Below are 18,304 nucleotides of genomic sequence, written 5' to 3'. Positions count from 1 at the left end.
CGCCATTCGCGGGAAAAGCAGCATTTTACAGGGTTGCGAGAGCGCGGCGGGGGCACCGTGCAAAGCCATGCACACCGGCGGACCGAACCGACGCCGGGACGGCCGAGGAATCGGAAGTCGCGACCGTTCGCAGGGCGTTAACTGTCGTGGACCGCGCGCCGTGCATGACTGGGCGGCAAGGCGTCGAACTTGTGCCAGACACGTCGCAGATGGCGGCTCGAACCGAAGCCGGTGCGCTCGGCGATGCGTTCCAGATCGAGCTGACTGTTGCCCAGCATCTCGCGTGCGAGCGCAATGCGCAGGCGGTGCAGGTAGTCGATAGGCGCGACCCCGGCGTATTCGCGGAACAGGCGCGTGACGTGTCGCTCGCTGGCGCATGCGATTTCCGCCATCGACGCCAGCGTCCAGTCGTGCGCGGGGTCGGACGCAATGGCGTCCTGCACGCGGTGCAGCGCGGGATGCAAATGATTGCGACCTTCGAGCCACGGAGAGAGCTGCGGGTCGGCGCCCGCGCGACGGGCGTAGACCACCATCTGACGCGCCACGGCGGCGGCGCACAGCGGGCCGGTGGCGTCGGCAATCAACGTGAGCATCAGATCGAGCCCGGTCGTGACACCGGCGCTTGTCCAGACATTGCCGTCGCGTACGTAGAGCCGGTTGTCCGTCACACGGGCGTTCGGCGCCAACGCACGCAACGCGTCGCAACTACCGTGATGTGTAGTACAGGCGCGTGCGTCGAGGAGGCCGGCGCGGGCGGCGAGCAGCGCACCGGTGCAGATGCATGCCAATTGATGAGAGGGGCGCACGACGCTGCGAAGCCATGCGATCGCACGGGATTCGGCGTCGGCCGGGACCGTCTCTGCCGAAAGTGTCGTGTCGGCGTCCGGCGCTTCGTCAGACGCTTGCACCGGCAGCGGCTTGGCAACCGTCCCCGCAACGACCAGCCATGCGTCGTCGGGAAGGGTGTCCGGCAGGACGTCCAGCGGCGATACGCGCAGGCCGATGGAGGTCGCGACCGAGCGTTGCGTGCCGACGTAACGCAACACGAAACGCACATCTTCCTGTTGGTGGTTGGCGATGCGCAGGGCCTCGGCAGGGGCGGCCACATCGAGCAGCAGCGAGTCCGGCATTACCAGCAGGTAGACGGGTTGAATTCGTGGCATCGCAGGGGGCAATCGAGGCGAAGTCGGGACGGAATCAGGACGAAAGCGGCACGAAAGCGGACCGTGGAACGCACGCGGTCCGGGGCCACGATTGCGGCCCCGGAGGCGACATTACACGGCCGCGAGCGCTTCCTCAACCGTCACGATACGCGCGAAGCGGTCGACGAGCACCGTTTCCGTGCGCTCCTTCAGTGCTTCCACCGACAACACACGCCCGGAGCCCGGATGCGTCATCGGGAACGTGAGCGTCGCCTCGGTGACGAAGTCGACTTCGTAGCCGGCGTCCGATGCCGCGCGGGTCGTCGTCTCGCAGCACTGTTCGGTGCGGATGCCGGACACGATCAGGCGCGAAATGCCGTTCTTGACGAGCCAGGCGCCGAGCGTGGAACCTGCCAGCGCGCTGTGCTTCGTCTTGTCGACGGTGAACGCCGGGGCGATGCGCAGTTCTTCGAGCGTGCGCACGAAACCCGATTCCCGCGCGAACGGGCCGCCGGAGACGTGGAATACCTGCACCACGGGCACACCGCGCGCAACGGCGCCGTCGATGAGTGCCTGCTGGCGTTCGAAGTACACGGCCAGGTCGTCTTCACGCCAGAACGGGCGTTGACGGAACGACTCCTGCACGTCGATGACGATCAGGGCGGTGCGGGAAGCCTGGGGGGTCTGCGTTTGCGACATGGAAACGACTCCGTAAGGTCAGGTGACAGTGATGCCATCTTACGGCTCGGGTGCCGCGTCCGACAGACCGAGAGCGGACCGGAACCGGACGGATCCGGACATCCATGCTTCGCGCCGTCGGGGGCGCGAAGCGGTCTGCCCGGAGGCGTCAGATGGCGACCTGGCTGCCGGCACCGGCGGCCATTGCCCGTTGGTAGAGCGCAGCCGCAAGGGCCACGTCCTGTGCGCCCATTCCCAGCGATTTGAACAGCGTGACGGTCTCGGCATTCGTGCGACCGGGGTGTCGTCCGATGACCAGTTCGCCGAGTTCGGCGAGCAGGTCCTCCGGTCCGATCCGGCCCTCGGCGGCAGCTGCGAGATAGTCGCCCGACTCGTTGACGGTCGATTCGCGACGGTCGACGAACAATTCGGCGCGCGCCATGAGCGCGGTGTCGGCCTCGCGGTGACGTGGCGTGCTGCTGCCGATCAGGTTGACGTGGGTGCCGGGAGCGATCCAACCGGCTTGCAGCACCGGTTCCGTCGTGTTGGTCACGGTCACGACGATGTCGGCGTCGCGCACGGCGGCTTCGACGCTCTCGGCAGCTTCCAGGCGAAAGCCGTAGTTCGGCTGCTCCAGGTCGACGAACGCCTGTGCGGACGCCAGCGAGCGGCTCGCCACGCGCACATGTTGCAACGGCCGTGCGGCGGCGAGCGCCGCGAGATGCCAGTGCGCCTGATGCCCTGCGCCGATCAGCGCAAGACGCGTGGCGTCGTGGCGCGCGAGCAGGCGCGTGGCCAGACCGGTCACGCCGGCGGTGCGAATGCCGGTGATCTCGGCGGCGTTCATGACCGCGAGCAGTTCGCCCGTCTCGCCGCTCATCAACAGCACGCACCCCTGATGCGGATCTTTTCCGAGTTGACTGTTGCCGGGAAAGAACGTGCCGACCTTGGCGCCGTAGACCGGCATGCCACCCGCGGTGGCGCCGACGAACGCGGGCATCATGCCCAGAAGGCCCTTCGCGCCGAGCGCTTCCGGTGGGCGGACGATCTGGCGCAGCGGCAGGTGGATCTGTTCGCGTGCGAGCGCTGCGAACATGTCGGACATGACGGGAATCGCATCGGCTACCGGCATGAGCGCGGCGATTTGCGCGGCGTCGAGCAGCAGAACGGCGGGGGAAGGCGAGGAAGCTGACATAGGAGATCCTTGTTGCATGGCCCGGCGTTGGCGAATGTCTGAGCGCGCCGGGAGGGCCAAGCGAAGACGCGACCGTCGGGTCGCGTCTGGTGGGTCATGCGAGGCGTCGAGCGCCCGTCAGCCGTTGGCCTCGGCCGCGAGCGCGGCTTCGATGTGACGATTGAACGTTGCCGTATCGGTATTGGTACCGCACAGCAGCACGCCAACGCGCTTGCCCATGAGCTTGTCGCGCAGCGGCCCCATCAGGGCAGCCGTGGCGGCAGCGCACGCCGGCTCCACGGCCAGCTTGAGCTGGCGGAACAGCGTGAGCATGCCCGCGCGCATCTGGTCGTCGGTCACCGTCACCAGTTCGTCGATGTGACGGCGGCACAGCGTGTAGCTGTACAACTCGGTGTGCGGCGCCATGAGACTGTCGGCGATGCCGGTCATCGGGCCCATCTTCACCGGGCCGTTGGTGGCGAAACTCTGTGCCATCGCATCCGCGCCGGCCGGTTCCACGCCGTAGACCTTCACGTGCGGGGCGAACAGCTTGAAGGCGGTTGCCACGCCGGAGATCAGCCCGCCGCCGCCGATCGGGATGATGACGGCATCGAGATCCGGTGCCTGCTGCGCCCACTCGTAGCCGAGCGTGGCCGTGCCGAGCACCGTACGGTAGCCGTTGAACGGGTGGACGAAGTAGCGGCCTTCTTCCTGCTCCACGCGTTTGACCGTGTCGAACGCTTCGTGCACGTTCTCCGCCAGAATCAGATCGGCACCGTACTCGCGGCACAGCGACGAGCGCGCCGGGCTGGCGGTCTTGAGCATCACCGTCTTGGCGCCGATGCCCATTGCTTGCGCGGCGTACGCGACGGCCACCGCGTGGTTGCCCGCGGACACGCACGTTACCCCCGCCTTGCGCCGGGCGTCGTCGAGCGAGAGCAGATTGGAGAACGCGCCGCGCGCCTTGAACGTGCCGGATGCCTGCAGCAGCTCGTACTTGAACGTGACGCGCGTGTCGCCGAGCGTCGGGAAGTCGTTGCGCGTGAACACCGGCGTGGTGCGCACGTAGGGCTTGAGCTGCTCGTGAAGGGCCGCAATGGTTTCCCTGGTCGGTACGGGCTGGCCGTCGAGCGTCTCGGTGTGGGTTTGCGTCACTTGGACTATGTCTCCGTAGTAGTGAGGCCCGGGCGGCACGGAAGCTGCCCGGGGCCGATGCTCATCGATCAGCGATGTGTGCTGCGCAGCGTTGTTGCCTGCAAGGCATCAACGCATACCGAGCTTACGGCTGCGCAGCAACGCGGTGATGCTGATGAGGGCGGCAAAAATCAGATAGAAGCTGGGTGCGAGCTTGTTGCCCGTCGCGCCGATCAACCACGTGATGATAAACGGTGCGAAGCCGCCGAACACGGTCGCCGCGATGTTGTAGCCGAGCGAGAGGCCGGTCGTGCGCACCTGCACCGGGAACAGTTCGGTGAGCAGGGCGGGAAGGGCGCCGAAGTACGTCGTCATCAGCAGGCCGAGCACGATCTGGAACACCATGAGCGAGCCGAACGTCGGATTCGCGTCGAGGTAATGGAACATCGGGTAGACGAGGACCAGCAGCGCCACGGCCGCCGCGAGCATCGGCTTGATGCGGCCGTGCGTGTCGGACCAGTGACCGACGATCGGCGCGACGATGAGCTGCACCACGCCGGTGAGCAGCACGGCCGAGAACGCGGCCGACGACGGCAGGCCCAGTTGCTTGACGGCATACGTCGGCATGTAGAGCACGAGGTAGGTCGCCACGGTGGCCATCACGACCACGCCGATGGCCAGCAGCAGGCGCTCCTTCTGGCTCGCGAACGTGTCGCGCAGCGGGCTTTGCGTCGGCTCGATGTCGAGGAACTCGGGTGTCTCGTCGAGGCGGCGGCGAATGTAGTACGCCACCGGACCGATCAGAAGGCCGAAGAAGAACGGCACACGCCAACCCCACGACGCCATTGCCTCGGCCGACAGGTTGCCGGTCAACAGGGCGCCGAAACCGGCGGCCAGCAGCGTCGTGAGACCCTGCGAAGCGACCTGCCAGCTCGAGAAGAAGCCGCGACGTTGCGGGGCGTGTTCGGCGAGAAACGCCGTGGCGCTGCCGAATTCACCGCCGGCCGAGAAGCCTTGCACCATGCGGGCGATGACGATACCTACCGGCGCCAGTACGCCGATCGACGCGTACGTCGGCATGACGGCGATCAGCAGCGTGCCGACCATCATCAGCAGGATCGAGAGGGTGAGGGCGGCCTTGCGTCCGGCACGGTCCGCGTAGGCGCCGATCACGATGGCGCCCAGCGGACGCATGAAGAACGACACGCCGAACGTACCGAGCGTGAGTAGCAGCGAAATCGTGTCGTTGCCCGTCGGGAAAAACAGTTTGGCGATGGTCACGGCGAAGAAGCCGTAGACCACGAGATCGAACCATTCGAGCGCATTACCGATCGAGGCCGATACGATCACACGCCAGGCGTGCGGGGTGGTGCGTGCGGACGGGGCCGTCGCGTTGGGGGCTGCGCTTGCGCTCATGGGCGAGATCTCCAATACCTGTCTGGCGGTACTTGCTATGTGATTGTTATCTTGCGGATGGGTGTCCTGTGCGCCCTTGCGTGAGCGTCTGCTACTGCGTGCTGCGGCGTTGCCGGTACTGCAGGTGTTGCATGTGCTGCGAATGCTTCGTTCCGATGCCGTTGCGCTTGCGCTGGGTCACTGGCGGACGCCGGGTCGACCATGGCAAGGCAACGGGCCGCATCCCGCTGGCGGAACACGACCCGGTGAGAGGTACGTCGCGTCGTTGCGAGGCGGCGTGAGCGGCGTGAGCGGCGAAGCATGCACGCTCACGATGCCTCGCACAGGCCGTCAGGCGCCGACGGTGTTGCTGCGAATGAGCTTGCGCAGGAACGACTCGCACTGGGCGATCTGTTCGAGCGACACGAACTCGTTGGGCTTGTGCGCCTGCTCGATATTGCCCGGACCGCACACGATCGACGGTACGCCCGCCAACTGGAACTGACCGGCTTCGGTGCCATAGGCGACCTTGCGCTTGTCGGTGTCCTTGGTCAGCGCACGCACGAGTTGCGTGATCGCGTCCTGTTCGGAGGCGTCGAGTGCCGGGGCGGCGGCGATCTTCTTGAACTCGATGCCTGCGTTCGGATGCTCCTTCTGCATCTTCGGCACCAGTTCGTCCAGCGCGTATTGCTGAATACGCTGGAAGATCCCGTCGGCATCGACGCCCGGCAGGTTGCGATATTCGAAGACGAATTCGCACAGGGCCGGAATCGTGTTCAGGGCGATGCCGCCCGAGATCGTGCCCGTTTGCGCCGTGGTGAACGGCACGTCGAACAGTTCGTCGAACGGGCCGTTCTGCTTGAAGTGATCGGCCAGATCGCGGATGTAACAGATCAGGCGCGCTGCGTATTCGATGGCGTTCGAGCCCTTCGGCGTGAGCGACGAGTGTGCCGCATGGCCGCGCACGCAGCACTGGTAGGCGTTGATGCCCTTGTGCGCGACGATCACGCGCATGCTGGTCGGCTCACCGACGATGCAGCCGTCGGGGCGAATACCGCGCTCGCGCAGCTCGGCGAGCATGACCGGCGCGCCTACGCAGCCGATTTCCTCGTCGTACGAGAACGCGAAGTGGAACGGCGTCTTGAGCTTGGCGTCGCGCATTTCGGGCAGCATGGTCATGACCGAACCGATAAAGCCCTTCATGTCGCACGTGCCGCGGCCGTACAGGTTGCCGTCGCGAACCACCGGCTTGAACGGATCGGTGTCCCACGGCTGACCGTCGACCGGCACCACGTCGGTGTGACCCGAGAGGACGATGCCGCCCTGGGTGTTGCCGTCGGCGGCCGGCAGCGTGACAAACAGGTTGGCCTTGCGCTTGGTGGCGTCGTAGGACAGCCACGGTTCCACGCCCGCCTGTTGCAGGCTGTCGCGCACCGTTTCGATCAGGCCGAGGTTCGATTCGCGGCTGGTGGTGTCGATGCTGACCAGCTTCGTGATCCAGTCGAGCGATGCCGGTTGGGCCTCGTTGGCGGCCTGCGGCGCGATAGCTTGGGGGGAAGCGCTTGTCATTCGAATCTCCGTGAATCTTTCAGTGATACGGGTAAATACGCGTAATGCGTATTGATACCGGGAAATCTTACTCAAAAATAATTTAGAGGTAAAAGGTTGTACGAACAACCATTCTTGCCTCGCGGGAATCGGGCCGGATCGGTGCTGCCCATCCGGCCCGAAAATCGGTCCCGACTTTCCTGGTCCAGGCAGCCGATCAGGCGGCCTTGGCGTTGGGCGAACCGAGCGCCCGCAACGTCTCCTTGATCGCCCGCACGCGGTCGGTCAGTTGCGCGTGTTTCACTTCGATGCGCAGTTTGTCCTGCCCGGCGAGCTTGATGTGACGGTGCTTTTGCACCAGCTCGATGATACGCATCGGGTCGACGGCGGGCGTCGGCTCGAATTGCAGGGCGATGGCCTCTTCGCTGGCGTCGATCTTGATGATGCCCAGCGGCTTGGCGAGCAGGCGCAGGCGGTGGGTCTCGATGAGCGCCTGTGCCTGCTGCGGCAGCTTGCCGAAGCGATCGACGAGTTCTTCCTGAATGGTGTCGATCGCGTCGGGATGCGTGCCGTTGGCCAGTCGCTTGTAGAGCGAGAGACGCTCCTGAACGTCGCCGCAATAGTCGCTCGGCAGGATGGCCGGGACATGCAGGTTGATCTCGGTGGTGGCGGCCAGCGGCGCGGTGAGATCCGGCTCGCGGCCGGCCTTGAGCGCGCTCACAGCGTCGGCCAGCATGTCGGTGTAGAGCTGGAAGCCGATCTCGTGGATCTCGCCCGACTGCTTGTCGCCGAGCACTTCGCCGGCGCCGCGAATTTCCAGATCGTGCATGGCCAGGTAGAAGCCTGCGCCGAGTTCCTCCATCTGCTGAATCGCTTCGAGGCGCCGCTGGGCCTGCTTGGTCAGCGCCTTCGGGTCGTGTACGAGCAGATAGGCATAGGCCTGGTGGTGCGAGCGCCCGACGCGACCGCGCAACTGGTGCAACTGCGCAAGACCGAACTTGTCTGCGCGGTGCATCAGGATCGTGTTCGCCGTCGGCACGTCGATACCGGTCTCGATGATGGTCGTGCACAGCAGCACGTTCGCGCGTTGCGTCACGAAGTCGCGCATCACGCGTTCGAGATCGCGCTCATGCATCTGGCCGTGTGCCACGACGATGCGCGCTTCGGGCACGAGTTCCTCGAGCTGGGCCTTGCGGTTCTCGATGGTCTCCACTTCGTTGTGCAGGAAGTAGACCTGGCCGCCGCGCTTGAGCTCGCGCAGCATGGCCTCGCGAATGACGCCGTCTTCCTCGCGCCGCACGAACGTCTTGATGGCCAGACGTTTCTGCGGTGCGGTGGCGATGACCGAGAAGTCGCGCAGGCCCTCGAGGGCCATGCCCAGCGTTCGCGGAATCGGGGTGGCGGTCAGCGTGAGCATGTCCACTTCGGCGCGCAGGGCCTTGAGGGCTTCCTTCTGGCGCACGCCGAAGCGGTGCTCTTCGTCGATGATGACGAGGCCCAGGCGCTGGAACTGGATATCGTTCGAGAGCAGCTTGTGCGTGCCGATCACGATGTCGACCTGCCCCTCGTTGATCGCCTTCACGCTGGCGTTCACTTCCTTGGTCGTCTTGAAGCGCGAAAGCTCGGCGATGCGTACCGGCCAGTCGGCGAAGCGATCGGAGAAGGTCTGAGCGTGCTGTTCGGCCAGCAGCGTGGTCGGCGCGAGCAGGGCGACCTGCTTGCCGTCGAGCACGGCGATGAACGCCGCGCGCAGGGCCACTTCGGTCTTGCCGAAGCCGACGTCGCCGCATACCAGACGATCCATCGGGCGGCCGCTGGTCATGTCGCCCATGACTGCGGCAATGGCGGCGGCCTGGTCGGGCGTTTCTTCAAAGCCGAAGCTGTCGGCAAACTTCTCGTAGTCGCGTGGCGACAGCTCGAAGGCGTAGCCCGAGCGCGCGGCGCGGCGGGCGTACAGATTGAGCAGCTCGGCCGCCGTATCGCGGATCTGCTGGGCCGCCTTGCGTTTGGCCTTCTCCCACTGGCCGGAGCCGAGTGCGTGCAACGGCGCGGTATCCGGATCGGCGCCGCTGTAGCGCGAGATCAGGTGCAATTGCGAGACAGGCACGTACAGCTTGCTGTCGCCCGAGTATTCGAGGTGCAGGAATTCGGTTTCGCCCTCGCCGAGATCCATGCTCACGAGGCCCTGATAGCGCCCGATACCGTGCTGACTGTGCACGACCGGATCGCCCACCTTGAGCTCGGCCAGATCGCGCACCATCGAATCGACGGACGTCGCCTGCTCCTGGCGGCGCTTGCCGGCGCGGCGTGCCAGGCCTTCGTACAGTTCATTTTCGGTGATGAACGCGAGGTCTTCCGTCGGCAGCAGGAAGCCGGACGCCAGCGGCGCGACGCCGATGGCGAATCTGGCATCGGACGTCAGGAAGTCCTCGAGCGACTCGACCGACACCGGGCGAAGGTCGTTGTCGTGCAGCAGTTGCAACAGCGTTTCGCGACGGCCGGCCGAATCGGCGCACAGCAGCACACGGGCCGGGGTGCGGGCGAGATAGGCGCGCAGTGCGGCGAGCGGATCGTCGGCGCGACGATTGATCGCCAGCGTCGGCAGCGGGATCGCCCAACTGCCGTCGCCGGGCGTGGGCAGCGTGAGGCGTGCGAACGGCTTGGCGAGCGCGAAGAAGTCCTGGTCGAGCAGGAACAATTGCTCGGGCGGCAGCACCGGACGCTCGCGATCGTGCGACAGGAAGTTGTAGCGCTGGCGCGTGTCGTTCCAGAAGCGGGAAATGGCCGCGTCGAGATCGCCCACGAACACGAGCTGAGCGTCTTCGGGCAGGTAATGGAAGAGCGTGGCCGTCTCTTCGAAGAACAGCGGCAGGTAGTACTCGATGCCGGCTGAGGGCACGCCGCTGCCAATGTCCTTGTAGATCGGGCTGCGGCTGGGGTCGCCTTCGAAGACTTCGCGCCAGCGGCCGCGAAACGCGGTGCGGGCCGGCTCGTCGAACGGGAATTCGCGACCGGGCAGCAGACGCACTTCCTTGACCGGGTACAGGCTGCGCTGCGTGTCGGGATCGAAGGCGCGAATGCTGTCGACGGTATCGTCGAACAGGTCGAGACGATACGGCAGGGCAGAGCCCATCGGGTAGAGGTCGATCAGGCCGCCGCGCACGCAGTATTCGCCGGGCCGCATGACCTGGCTCACGTGCTCGTAGCCCGCCAGCGTGAGCTGCGACTTCAGACGCGCCTCGTCGAGCCGTTCGCCTTGCTTGAAGAAGAACGTGTAGGCCGCCATGTAGCTCGCCGGCGCCATGCGATAGAGCGCCGTGGTGGCGGGCACCAGCACGATGTCGCAGCGTTTCTCGCCGAGGTCGTGCAGCGTGGCCAGTCGCTCGGAGACGAGGTCCTGATGGGGGGAGAACGTGTCGTAAGGCAGCGTTTCCCAGTCGGGCAGCAGGCGCACGCGCAGTTCGGGAGCGCACCACTTGAGTTCCTGCTGCAGGCGCAGGGCGTCGGTGGCTTGTGCGCACACGACCGCGAGCAACGGCAGGCGCTCGCGGTTGTCTTCGAAGTAACGGGCGATGAGCAGGGCGTCGCTCGACGCGTGCACGCCGGCGAAGGCGTAACGCTGTCCCGCTTTCACGAGCGGCACAGGCACGGTATTACGGGATGAGGCGTTGGCGGATGACATAGGAAAAACGTTGCAGAAATGGCAAAGCACGGGGCTCCATTCGCATGGGGCCCCGTGACAGTCAGCGTCTATTATAAAATCCCCGCTTTACCCTTACCTGCGTTTTATCGTGAGCGACCGACTTTTTGCCGTCATCCCCTGCGCCGGGGCCGGGGTGCGCGCCGGGGCCGATGTGCCCAAGCAATACCGAAGCGTCGGCGGACGGCCGATGCTTCACTATGCGCTCGCGGCGTTCGATGCCTGTTCGGAATTTGCCCAGACCGTGCTGGTATTGGCGCCGGACGACAACCATTTCGACGGGCGGCGCTTCGGCACGCTGCGTTTCGCGGTCCGCCGCTGTGGCGGGCCGTCGCGTCACGCGTCGGTGCTTGGCGGGATTCAGGCGTTGACCGAGTTCGGTGCGCAGGACAGCGATTGGGTACTGGTGCACGACGCCGCGCGTCCGGGCATTACGCCGGCGCTGATTCGCGCGCTGGTCGAAGCGCTGCGTGACGATCCGGTCGGCGGTATTCTCGCGCTGCCCGTGGCCGATACGCTCAAGCGTGAAGACGCGCCGCGCGAGCCGGGTGGACTGCCCGCCGTGCATGCCACCGAGTCGCGCGACGGACTCTGGCAGGCGCAAACGCCGCAGATGTTCCGTCTCGGCATGTTGCGTCACGCGCTGGAAGACGCATTGGCTGCCGGTGCCGAAGTCACCGACGAGGCGAGCGCCATCGAACGCATGGGGCATGCCCCGAAGCTCGTTCGCGGCAGCCTGCGCAACTTCAAGGTGACATATCCGGAAGATTTCGCGCTGGCCGAGGCGTTTCTCGGCATGACTCGGCCGGCATAAGACTGGTATAAGGCTGGCAAAGGCCTGCTTGATCGCCCCGTTGCCCTTGCCGGGCGGGGGCGAGCATCAATGATTCGACGCTCCGTTTTTCGCAATTGGCGATCTCTATGACTGAACAAGCTGTTTCCTCTTCCGCGCTCGCTGCGTTGTCCAAGCTCCGTATTGGTCAGGGCTACGACGTCCACGCGCTCGTGCCGGGCCGTCCGCTCGTGATGGGTGGCGTCACGATCCCGTTCGAGCGCGGTCTGCTCGGCCACTCGGACGCCGACGTGCTCCTGCACGCCATTACCGATGCCGTGCTCGGCGCGGCGGCACTTGGCGACATCGGTCGTCATTTTCCCGACACCGACCCCACGTTCAAGGGCGCGAACAGCGTCGTGTTGCTCAAGGAAGCGATGCGTCGCGTGCGCGAGCAGGGCTACGAGATCGTCAACGTCGACTGCACGGTGATCGCGCAGGCGCCGAAGCTCGCGCCGCACATCGCGGCCATGACACAGTCGATTGCCGATGCCCTGGGCGTCACTGTCGGTCAGGTCAACGTGAAGGCCAAGACGAACGAGAAGCTGGGCTACCTCGGCCGTCAGGAAGGGATTGAGGCGCAGGCGGCGGCGTTGCTCGTCGCGCGGTGAGTCACTGCAGTCAGGGGGCCGTCGCGAGCGATGGCGCCGCCAGACGGCAAAACGGCGCTACCGGTTGGTCCGGTAGCGCCGTTTTGTTTTTTGTGGCGACGATGGCGACTGACGGGGGCGTCACGCCACGTCGCGTGGCTCGCGACGCTTAGGCGGCCTCGGCGGAAATCACCTGCGCTGCGGCGTTGATGACGGCGGCGATACGACCGACGTCACGCAGTTGCGCCGTGCTCATGCCGTGCTCCTTTTCGAGCAGGTGAGCGTGCGACTTCACGCAGAAGTGGCACTTGCCGATGATGGACGCGGCCAGTGCGTACATTTCGAAGCGTCGCTGATCGACGCCGCCGCGCGTGGCGTAGCCGTTCATGCGCAGTTGGGCCTTCTCGTTCTTGAGGTCGGCGTTGTCGGCCATCTCGAGATACGGGTACCACGTGTTGTTCATGCCCATGAGCGCGGCTGCGGTCAACGCGCCTTCGAGCTCTTCGGGGGCCAGCACGCCGGCTTCGCGGATCGCCTTGACGATCGGCTGGCACTTGGCGGCGAAGGCGGCTGCGAGAGCCACACCGACGGCGTCGTTGCCTTCCAGCGAGGAGCGGGCAATGGTGCCGTCGAGGTTCAGGCGGATGTCCTTGGCATAGTCAGGGATCTGGGCCTTAATCGCGGTGATGAATTCCATAAATTTCTCCTATTGCTTGGGGCTGAAAAAGCCCGCTCGCGCGGGCTTCGAGACGACGCTTACAGCGTTGCACCGCCAACGGCACGGTTGCACGGGCAGAGTTCGTCCGTTTGCAGACCGTCCAGAATACGCAGGACTTCTTCCGGGTTACGGCCGACGTTCAGGTTGTTGACCGAAACGTGCTGGATGACGTTGTCCGGATCCACGATGAACGTTGCACGCAGTGCCACGCCGGCAGCATGGTCACGCACGCCGAGCTGGTCGATCAGCGCGCCGGTCGTGTCGCCGAACGAGTAGTGGTTCAGCTTGTTCAGGTCCTTGTGTTCACGGCGCCATGCGAGCTTCACGAATTCGTTGTCGCCCGAGCCGCCCAGCAGGACAGCGTCGCGATCGGCGAAGTCGTTGGCCAGCTTGCCGAACTCAACGATTTCGGTCGGGCACACGAACGTGAAATCCTTCGGGTAGAAGTAGATCACCTTCCACTTGCCCGGGAACGACGCTTCCGTGATCGTTTCGAAAGCCGACACGCCGTTTTCTTCGTGGTTGTTGAAACCAGGCTTGGCCGCTTCGACCGAGAACGCTTCGAGTTTATCGCCGACAGTCTTCATCGATTGACTCCTAAATTAGTGCGGTTTATGTCGAGATATCGCAGGGGACATCGCAACTGGCAACTGACCGGGATCTGACGATCCCGGTCAACTAAAGCAGTATACGCTATCGAATTAATGATAGCAATAGTTTGTATTTATGCAGGGGATAGTTAAATCAAATCCCGTCGATAGGATTTTGCGCGAAGGGCGCGGGACAAGTCTTGAGCATAGCCAAATTTCGTCTCGACGACACCTATTTAGCAAGCGGAAATGACACCGTGATTTCAAGGCCGGTGCCGGGGCGGACATTGCGCAGCGTGGCGAGCCCTTTGTAACGGCTGGCGATGCGCTGAACGATGGCCATGCCGAGGCCGGTGCCGTCGGCTTTCGTGCGGGCGGTGTCGACACGATAGAACGGACGGAAGACGAGGCCGAGCTGTTCCTCGGGGATACCGGGGCCGGTATCGCGCACGCGCATTTCCACGCGCTCGCCGATCACGCGCGTGACGATGTGCACGTTGGCGATGTCCGTCTCGGCGTCGCGCCCGTATTTCCGGGCGTTCTCGATCAGGTTCGTGAGCAGGCGCTTGAGATCGGTGCGCTCGGCGAGAACCGGCGCGCCGTCGGCGAGTTCGATGCTCAATTTCAGGTCTTCACGACCCTCGAAGGCGGCTGCGGTGTCGCGCACGATGTCGGACAGATCGAGCGACTGCATCATGCGCGAGGCGGGGCGAGCGTAATCGAGGAAGCGGCCGATGATCTCGTCCATCTGTTCGATATCGCTGATCATGTCGCGCTTGACCGACTCTTCCGACGGGCTCATCTCCGTTTCCAGCCGCAGACGAGCGAGCGGCGTGCGCAGATCGTGCGAGATGCCGGCGAGCATCAGCGCGCGGTCGGCTTCCAGACGGTCGAGCTCCTGCACCATCTGATTGAAACTTCGATTGGCTTCGGCGGCCTCGCCCATGCCGCGCTCGGGTAGCGGATCGGGGCGATGGCCGGCACCGATGGCGCGAGCGGCGTGCGCCAGTCGCGCAAATGGCCGGTTCACGAGGGCTGTGATGAAGGCCGCACCAATCAGCGAGAGCGCGAGTGCGAACGTCCCCCAACTGAACAGTTGCAGGCCGGTGGCCGTATCGATGCGGTCCTGCTCGATGGCGACCCAGTAGTCGTCTTCATCGATCTTGAAGCTGATCCACATCGCGGGGATTTCGTTGACCGAGGCGGCGATGACCGTGTCGGTACCTAGGCGCCGCTGCACGTCGCGCACGATCAGGTCCTGCACCACGCCACCGGGTTGTTTCTCGACCTTGTCGGCGGGTTCGCGCGGATATACGCGAATGCCTTCGTTGCTCTCGAGGTCCTGCAGCAGCGCGCGACGCAGGTCGGGTTCCGAATAGAGCAGGGCGGTACGCGTGAGCTTGACGATCGAGACGAGCTGTTGCGCGACGCGCTGCGCGCGCGGTTCGCGCTCGATCACGCGGAAGCTCTGGTACCAGGCGGCCAGGCTTACGCCGATCAGCAGGGCGATGAGAAAGAAAGTACGCCAGAACAGACCGCCGAACAGCCCGCGTACCATCCGGATCGGATGCATGGGGTTGCTCCGCTAGTGCGTGATTCGGGGCTGCCGGCAGTCCCGGCGCCCCGCATCGGGGGCGCTCGGGTGAATGACGAAGTGCGGCATCGGGTGCTTCGGCTTCAGGCGCGGTGTTGGACAAGGCACAACGCCGGTGCGCGAAGGCGTCGCGACCGGCGTCGTTTTACCGCGTGAGACGTGAGCGCGGACGATCACGCGCCGCCGTCCGGAATGAAGACATAGCCGAGGCCCCACACCGTCTGAATGAAGCGAGGGCTGCCCGGATCCGGTTCGATGAGCTTGCGCAGACGCGAGATCTGCACGTCCAGGCTGCGGTCGAACACTTCGTATTCGCGTCCGCGCGCCAGTTCCATCAGCTTTTCGCGGGACAGCGGTTGACGCGGGTGACGGGCGAAGACTTTCAGTACGGAGAATTCGCCCGTGGTGAGGGCGATTTCCTGGCCGTTCTTGGTGAGCGTGCGCGTGGCGAGGTTCAGGGCGAAGTCGCCGAACTCGAACGTCTCCATTGTTTCGCTGGGTGCACCGGGGAGTTCGGGCGGTGCCTGACGGCGCAGCACGGCATGAATACGGGCGACGAGTTCGCGCGGATTGAAGGGCTTCGGCAGATAATCGTCGGCACCCATCTCGAGGCCGACGATTCGGTCGACATCCTCGCCTTTGGCCGTTAACATGATGATCGGCGTGCGGTCATTGGCGCCACGCAGACGGCGACAAATAGAGAGACCGTCTTCACCGGGGAGCATCAGGTCGAGCACGAGCAGATCGAAACGCTCGCGCACCCACAGCTTGTTCATGGCCGTCGCGTTTTCAGCCACGAAGACATTGAAACCCTGTTCCCCGAGGTAACGACGCAGCAGGTCGCGCAGGCGCGGATCGTCGTCGACAACCAGAATTTTGGGAGAGTTTTTGTTTTCCATGCCACGTATCTTAGCCCGAAATGTTGCGAACTGAGGAGGCCGCCAAAGCGGGTTACAAAGGGTTACACAATTTACCCTACGGCTTGTGCGCTGACCATAGGCACTGGGTACACTTGCACCCCTGCCAGGGCGAAAACGTGCCGCATGGCATGAAGGACACACGCAAAAGATGAGATGGGCTGCTGAGTTGACGTTACTGTTCGGGGGAATCATGCTCTGGGGACACCTGGGCGTGACCTATGCCCGTCCCGTAGCGCATTTCAGTACGCAATCGCACGGCGCGAACATTTCCAAGGTTCAGCGGGCCGCTCCGGCGCCGTCGAAGAACGCACCGGCGAGTAGTCCGACGGCCGAGCATCGTGGCGACGATCCCTCGAATGCCGCGCCGCAGCGCCGTCCGAACGGTCATATGTCGGCGGATGACCGCCGATTGCTGCGTCAGCATATTCAGGACGCCGTGCGCGAGCTATATAGTCACTAGACGACCTGCGAGGTGGCCGTGCGCCGGCATGACCGGTCAGCCCAACGCCACCCGACGCTTCTCCTAAAAACGCCAGTGAAGTCACTTTGACGCGAGCGTCTCATGAAGCCGAATCGACATCCGCCAGCCTCTGCCGACGCTGGCTTTTTTTGTGCCTGCGAGCGGGAGGATGCCTCGGGCGGCATCGTTCCGACGGCACGCCCGCGGGGCAGGGGGGCGAAGGGGATAGTGAAGCCGGGACGCATTCCCGTGCTCTCGGGCCTGGTGGCCGCGATGACGATGGCGTTACCGCTGGCGGTGCATGCGGCCGACGTGAAGCACAAGGGCGTGACGCATGCGGCGCGGCCGGTGTCGCGTGGCGCGGGGGCGTCGGTTGATGTCTCGACGCGTTCGCTTTCGGCCGACGACGCCCGCTATCTCCTCACCCGCACCGGCTATGCGCCTGACGCGCGCGAACTGGCCCCATTTGTCGGGTTGACGCGAGCCCAGGCCGTCGATCGATTGCTCGACGAAACGCGTCGTGCGGCAGTGAGCGCGCCGCCCGGCTGGACGGCCGAACCGCCGCTGTATGGTGTGCCCGTCAAGAACATGACAGACGATCAGAAGCGCGAGCTCAATCAGCGTCGCAACCGGATGGCGGCGTCGCTGTCGGCATGGTGGGCGCAGGAGATGGCCACCACGCCGTCGCCGCTGACCGAGCGTATGACCATGTTCTGGCACAACCATTTCGTCTCGAGCGACGACAAGGTGCGCGAGCCCGTCGCGCTGTACCGGCAGAACGTACTGCTGCGCGCAAACGCGTTGGGCAATTTCGGCACGCTGTTGCACGCGGTGTCCAAAGACCCGGCCATGCTCATCTATCTCGATGGAGCGGCCAGTCGGAAGGGGCGTCCGAACGAGAATTTCGCGCGCGAGGTGATGGAGTTGTTCACGCTCGGCGAAGGGCATTACACCGAGCAGGACGTGCGCGAAGCTGCGCGGGCGTATACGGGCTGGGGTATCGACCGGCCGACGATGACTTATGTCTGGCGTCCGAACGTGCACGATGCGGGCACGAAGACCGTTCTGAATCAGACGGGCGACTTCGACGGCGATCAGATGCTCGACGTGTTGCTGGCGCGTCCGGAGACCGCGACATTCATTACCGGCAAACTGTGGCGCGAGTTCGTGTCGCCAACGCCTGACGCGGCGCAGGCGACGCGCGTGGCCGATGCGTTCCGTGAGAGCGGCTACGACATCCGCACGGTCATGCGCGCTTTGCTGCTGACGCCCGCGTTCTGGGACGCGAAATCGCGCGGCACCTTGGTCAAATCCCCCTCCGAATTCGTGACGGACACCGTGCGCGCGTTCGACATCGGGTATGACGATCCGCAGATGCTCGCGCAACAGATGCGAGTGCTTGGGCAGGACCTGTTTCGTCCGCCGAATGTCAAAGGTTGGCCGGGCGGCGACGCGTGGATCGACAGCACCACGCTACTGGCGCGCAAGCAGTTCGTCGAGCGCATGTTCCGGGCGACGGAAAAGGCAAACGCAGGCGGGCCTTCGATGATGGCGCCCGTCTCGATGTCTGCGCGTGCCGGTATTCAGCGCATTGCGATGCAGCCGGCACCCGCGACGCCGAGGACTGTGGCGGGTGTTCGCTTCGACTTGTCGCGATGGTTGCAACCGTATGCGCTGGGGCCGGTGGATGTCCCGGATGCGGCGTCGCGAGAGGCTTTGCAGCGTGCCGTATTGCCGTTCGCGCCCGCCGCGCCACAGACGCTGGGTGATAACAGCGCGGCGTATTTGCAGGCGTTGCTGATGGACCCTGCATACCAGTTGAAGTGAAG

At 64.8% G+C, this 18,304-nt stretch carries 15 protein-coding genes; 4 read left to right on the top strand and 11 right to left on the bottom strand.

Annotated features, from left to right (window positions below):
* Positions 1-137: 137 nt before the first annotated feature.
* The 7 genes from ABWO90_RS01780 to mfd form a co-directional block, all read right to left on the bottom strand.
* Positions 138-1,163: a GlxA family transcriptional regulator gene (locus ABWO90_RS01780; RefSeq protein ID WP_353189470.1), complete on the bottom strand. Its 1,026-nt coding sequence runs from the start codon at positions 1,161-1,163 to the stop codon at positions 138-140.
* A 111-nt stretch (positions 1,164-1,274) separates the two neighbouring features.
* Positions 1,275-1,841, bottom strand: a complete 567-nt coding sequence (locus ABWO90_RS01775) for an isochorismatase family protein (RefSeq protein WP_353189469.1) — start codon at positions 1,839-1,841, stop codon at positions 1,275-1,277.
* Between the two features lie 148 nt (positions 1,842-1,989).
* Positions 1,990-3,015 (bottom strand): ornithine cyclodeaminase family protein, encoded by a 1,026-nt coding sequence (locus ABWO90_RS01770; RefSeq protein WP_353189468.1) that lies wholly within the window; start codon positions 3,013-3,015, stop codon positions 1,990-1,992.
* A gap of 117 nt (positions 3,016-3,132) precedes the next feature.
* A complete protein-coding gene (locus tag ABWO90_RS01765) occupies positions 3,133-4,158 on the bottom strand; it encodes a pyridoxal-phosphate dependent enzyme (RefSeq protein ID WP_353189669.1) in 1,026 nt (341 codons plus the stop codon).
* A gap of 99 nt (positions 4,159-4,257) precedes the next feature.
* Positions 4,258-5,544, bottom strand: coding sequence for an MFS transporter (locus tag ABWO90_RS01760; RefSeq protein WP_353189467.1), 1,287 nt, complete (start codon positions 5,542-5,544; stop codon positions 4,258-4,260).
* A gap of 330 nt (positions 5,545-5,874) precedes the next feature.
* Positions 5,875-7,092 carry an acetylornithine deacetylase gene (gene argE / locus ABWO90_RS01755; protein WP_353189466.1) on the bottom strand — a complete coding sequence of 406 codons (1,218 nt, stop codon included), beginning with the start codon at positions 7,090-7,092 and terminating at the stop codon, positions 5,875-5,877.
* A gap of 196 nt (positions 7,093-7,288) precedes the next feature.
* A complete protein-coding gene (gene mfd, locus ABWO90_RS01750; RefSeq protein ID WP_353189465.1) occupies positions 7,289-10,753 on the bottom strand; it encodes a transcription-repair coupling factor in 3,465 nt (1,154 codons plus the stop codon).
* A gap of 109 nt (positions 10,754-10,862) precedes the next feature.
* Between mfd and ispD the strand changes: the two genes are divergently transcribed.
* Together ispD and ispF are read left to right on the top strand one after the other, a co-directional pair.
* A complete protein-coding gene (ispD, locus tag ABWO90_RS01745; protein WP_353189464.1) occupies positions 10,863-11,585 on the top strand; it encodes a 2-C-methyl-D-erythritol 4-phosphate cytidylyltransferase in 723 nt (240 codons plus the stop codon).
* Between the two features lie 107 nt (positions 11,586-11,692).
* The gene (gene ispF / locus ABWO90_RS01740) at positions 11,693-12,214 is read left to right on the top strand and encodes a 2-C-methyl-D-erythritol 2,4-cyclodiphosphate synthase (protein ID WP_353189463.1); all 522 of its coding nucleotides are present in this window, start codon (positions 11,693-11,695) and stop codon (positions 12,212-12,214) included.
* 148 nt (positions 12,215-12,362) lie between these two features.
* Here ispF and ABWO90_RS01735 read toward each other — a convergent pair whose 3' ends face one another.
* The 4 genes from ABWO90_RS01735 to ompR all read right to left on the bottom strand — a co-directional run bounded on the left by ABWO90_RS01735 (position 12,363) and on the right by ompR (position 15,994).
* Positions 12,363-12,890 carry a carboxymuconolactone decarboxylase family protein gene (locus ABWO90_RS01735; protein WP_353189462.1) on the bottom strand — a complete coding sequence of 176 codons (528 nt, stop codon included), beginning with the start codon at positions 12,888-12,890 and terminating at the stop codon, positions 12,363-12,365.
* Positions 12,891-12,949: 59 nt separating this feature from the next.
* Positions 12,950-13,498 carry a peroxiredoxin gene (locus ABWO90_RS01730; protein WP_353189461.1) on the bottom strand — a complete coding sequence of 183 codons (549 nt, stop codon included), beginning with the start codon at positions 13,496-13,498 and terminating at the stop codon, positions 12,950-12,952.
* A 235-nt stretch (positions 13,499-13,733) separates the two neighbouring features.
* The gene (locus ABWO90_RS01725; RefSeq protein WP_353189460.1) at positions 13,734-15,074 is read right to left on the bottom strand and encodes an ATP-binding protein; all 1,341 of its coding nucleotides are present in this window, start codon (positions 15,072-15,074) and stop codon (positions 13,734-13,736) included.
* 194 nt (positions 15,075-15,268) lie between these two features.
* Positions 15,269-15,994 (bottom strand): osmolarity response regulator transcription factor OmpR, encoded by a 726-nt coding sequence (gene ompR / locus ABWO90_RS01720; protein ID WP_010808867.1) that lies wholly within the window; start codon positions 15,992-15,994, stop codon positions 15,269-15,271.
* Positions 15,995-16,163: 169 nt separating this feature from the next.
* On the opposite strand from ompR, the gene ABWO90_RS01715 reads away from it, so the two are divergent.
* Together ABWO90_RS01715 and ABWO90_RS01710 are read left to right on the top strand one after the other, a co-directional pair.
* On the top strand, positions 16,164-16,475 hold the full coding sequence (locus ABWO90_RS01715; protein WP_353189459.1) for a hypothetical protein: 312 nt from the start codon (positions 16,164-16,166) through the stop codon (positions 16,473-16,475).
* Between the two features lie 279 nt (positions 16,476-16,754).
* Positions 16,755-18,302, top strand: coding sequence for a DUF1800 domain-containing protein (locus tag ABWO90_RS01710; protein ID WP_502922530.1), 1,548 nt, complete (start codon positions 16,755-16,757; stop codon positions 18,300-18,302).
* Positions 18,303-18,304 lie beyond the last annotated feature (2 nt).

It is taken from the genome of Pandoraea pnomenusa, from assembly GCF_040391475.1.
GTDB classification, from domain to species: Bacteria; Pseudomonadota; Gammaproteobacteria; order Burkholderiales; family Burkholderiaceae; genus Pandoraea; species Pandoraea pnomenusa_C.
The sequence above is the reverse complement of the archived record's forward strand: the minus strand, read 5'-3'. Positions and strand labels throughout refer to the sequence as shown.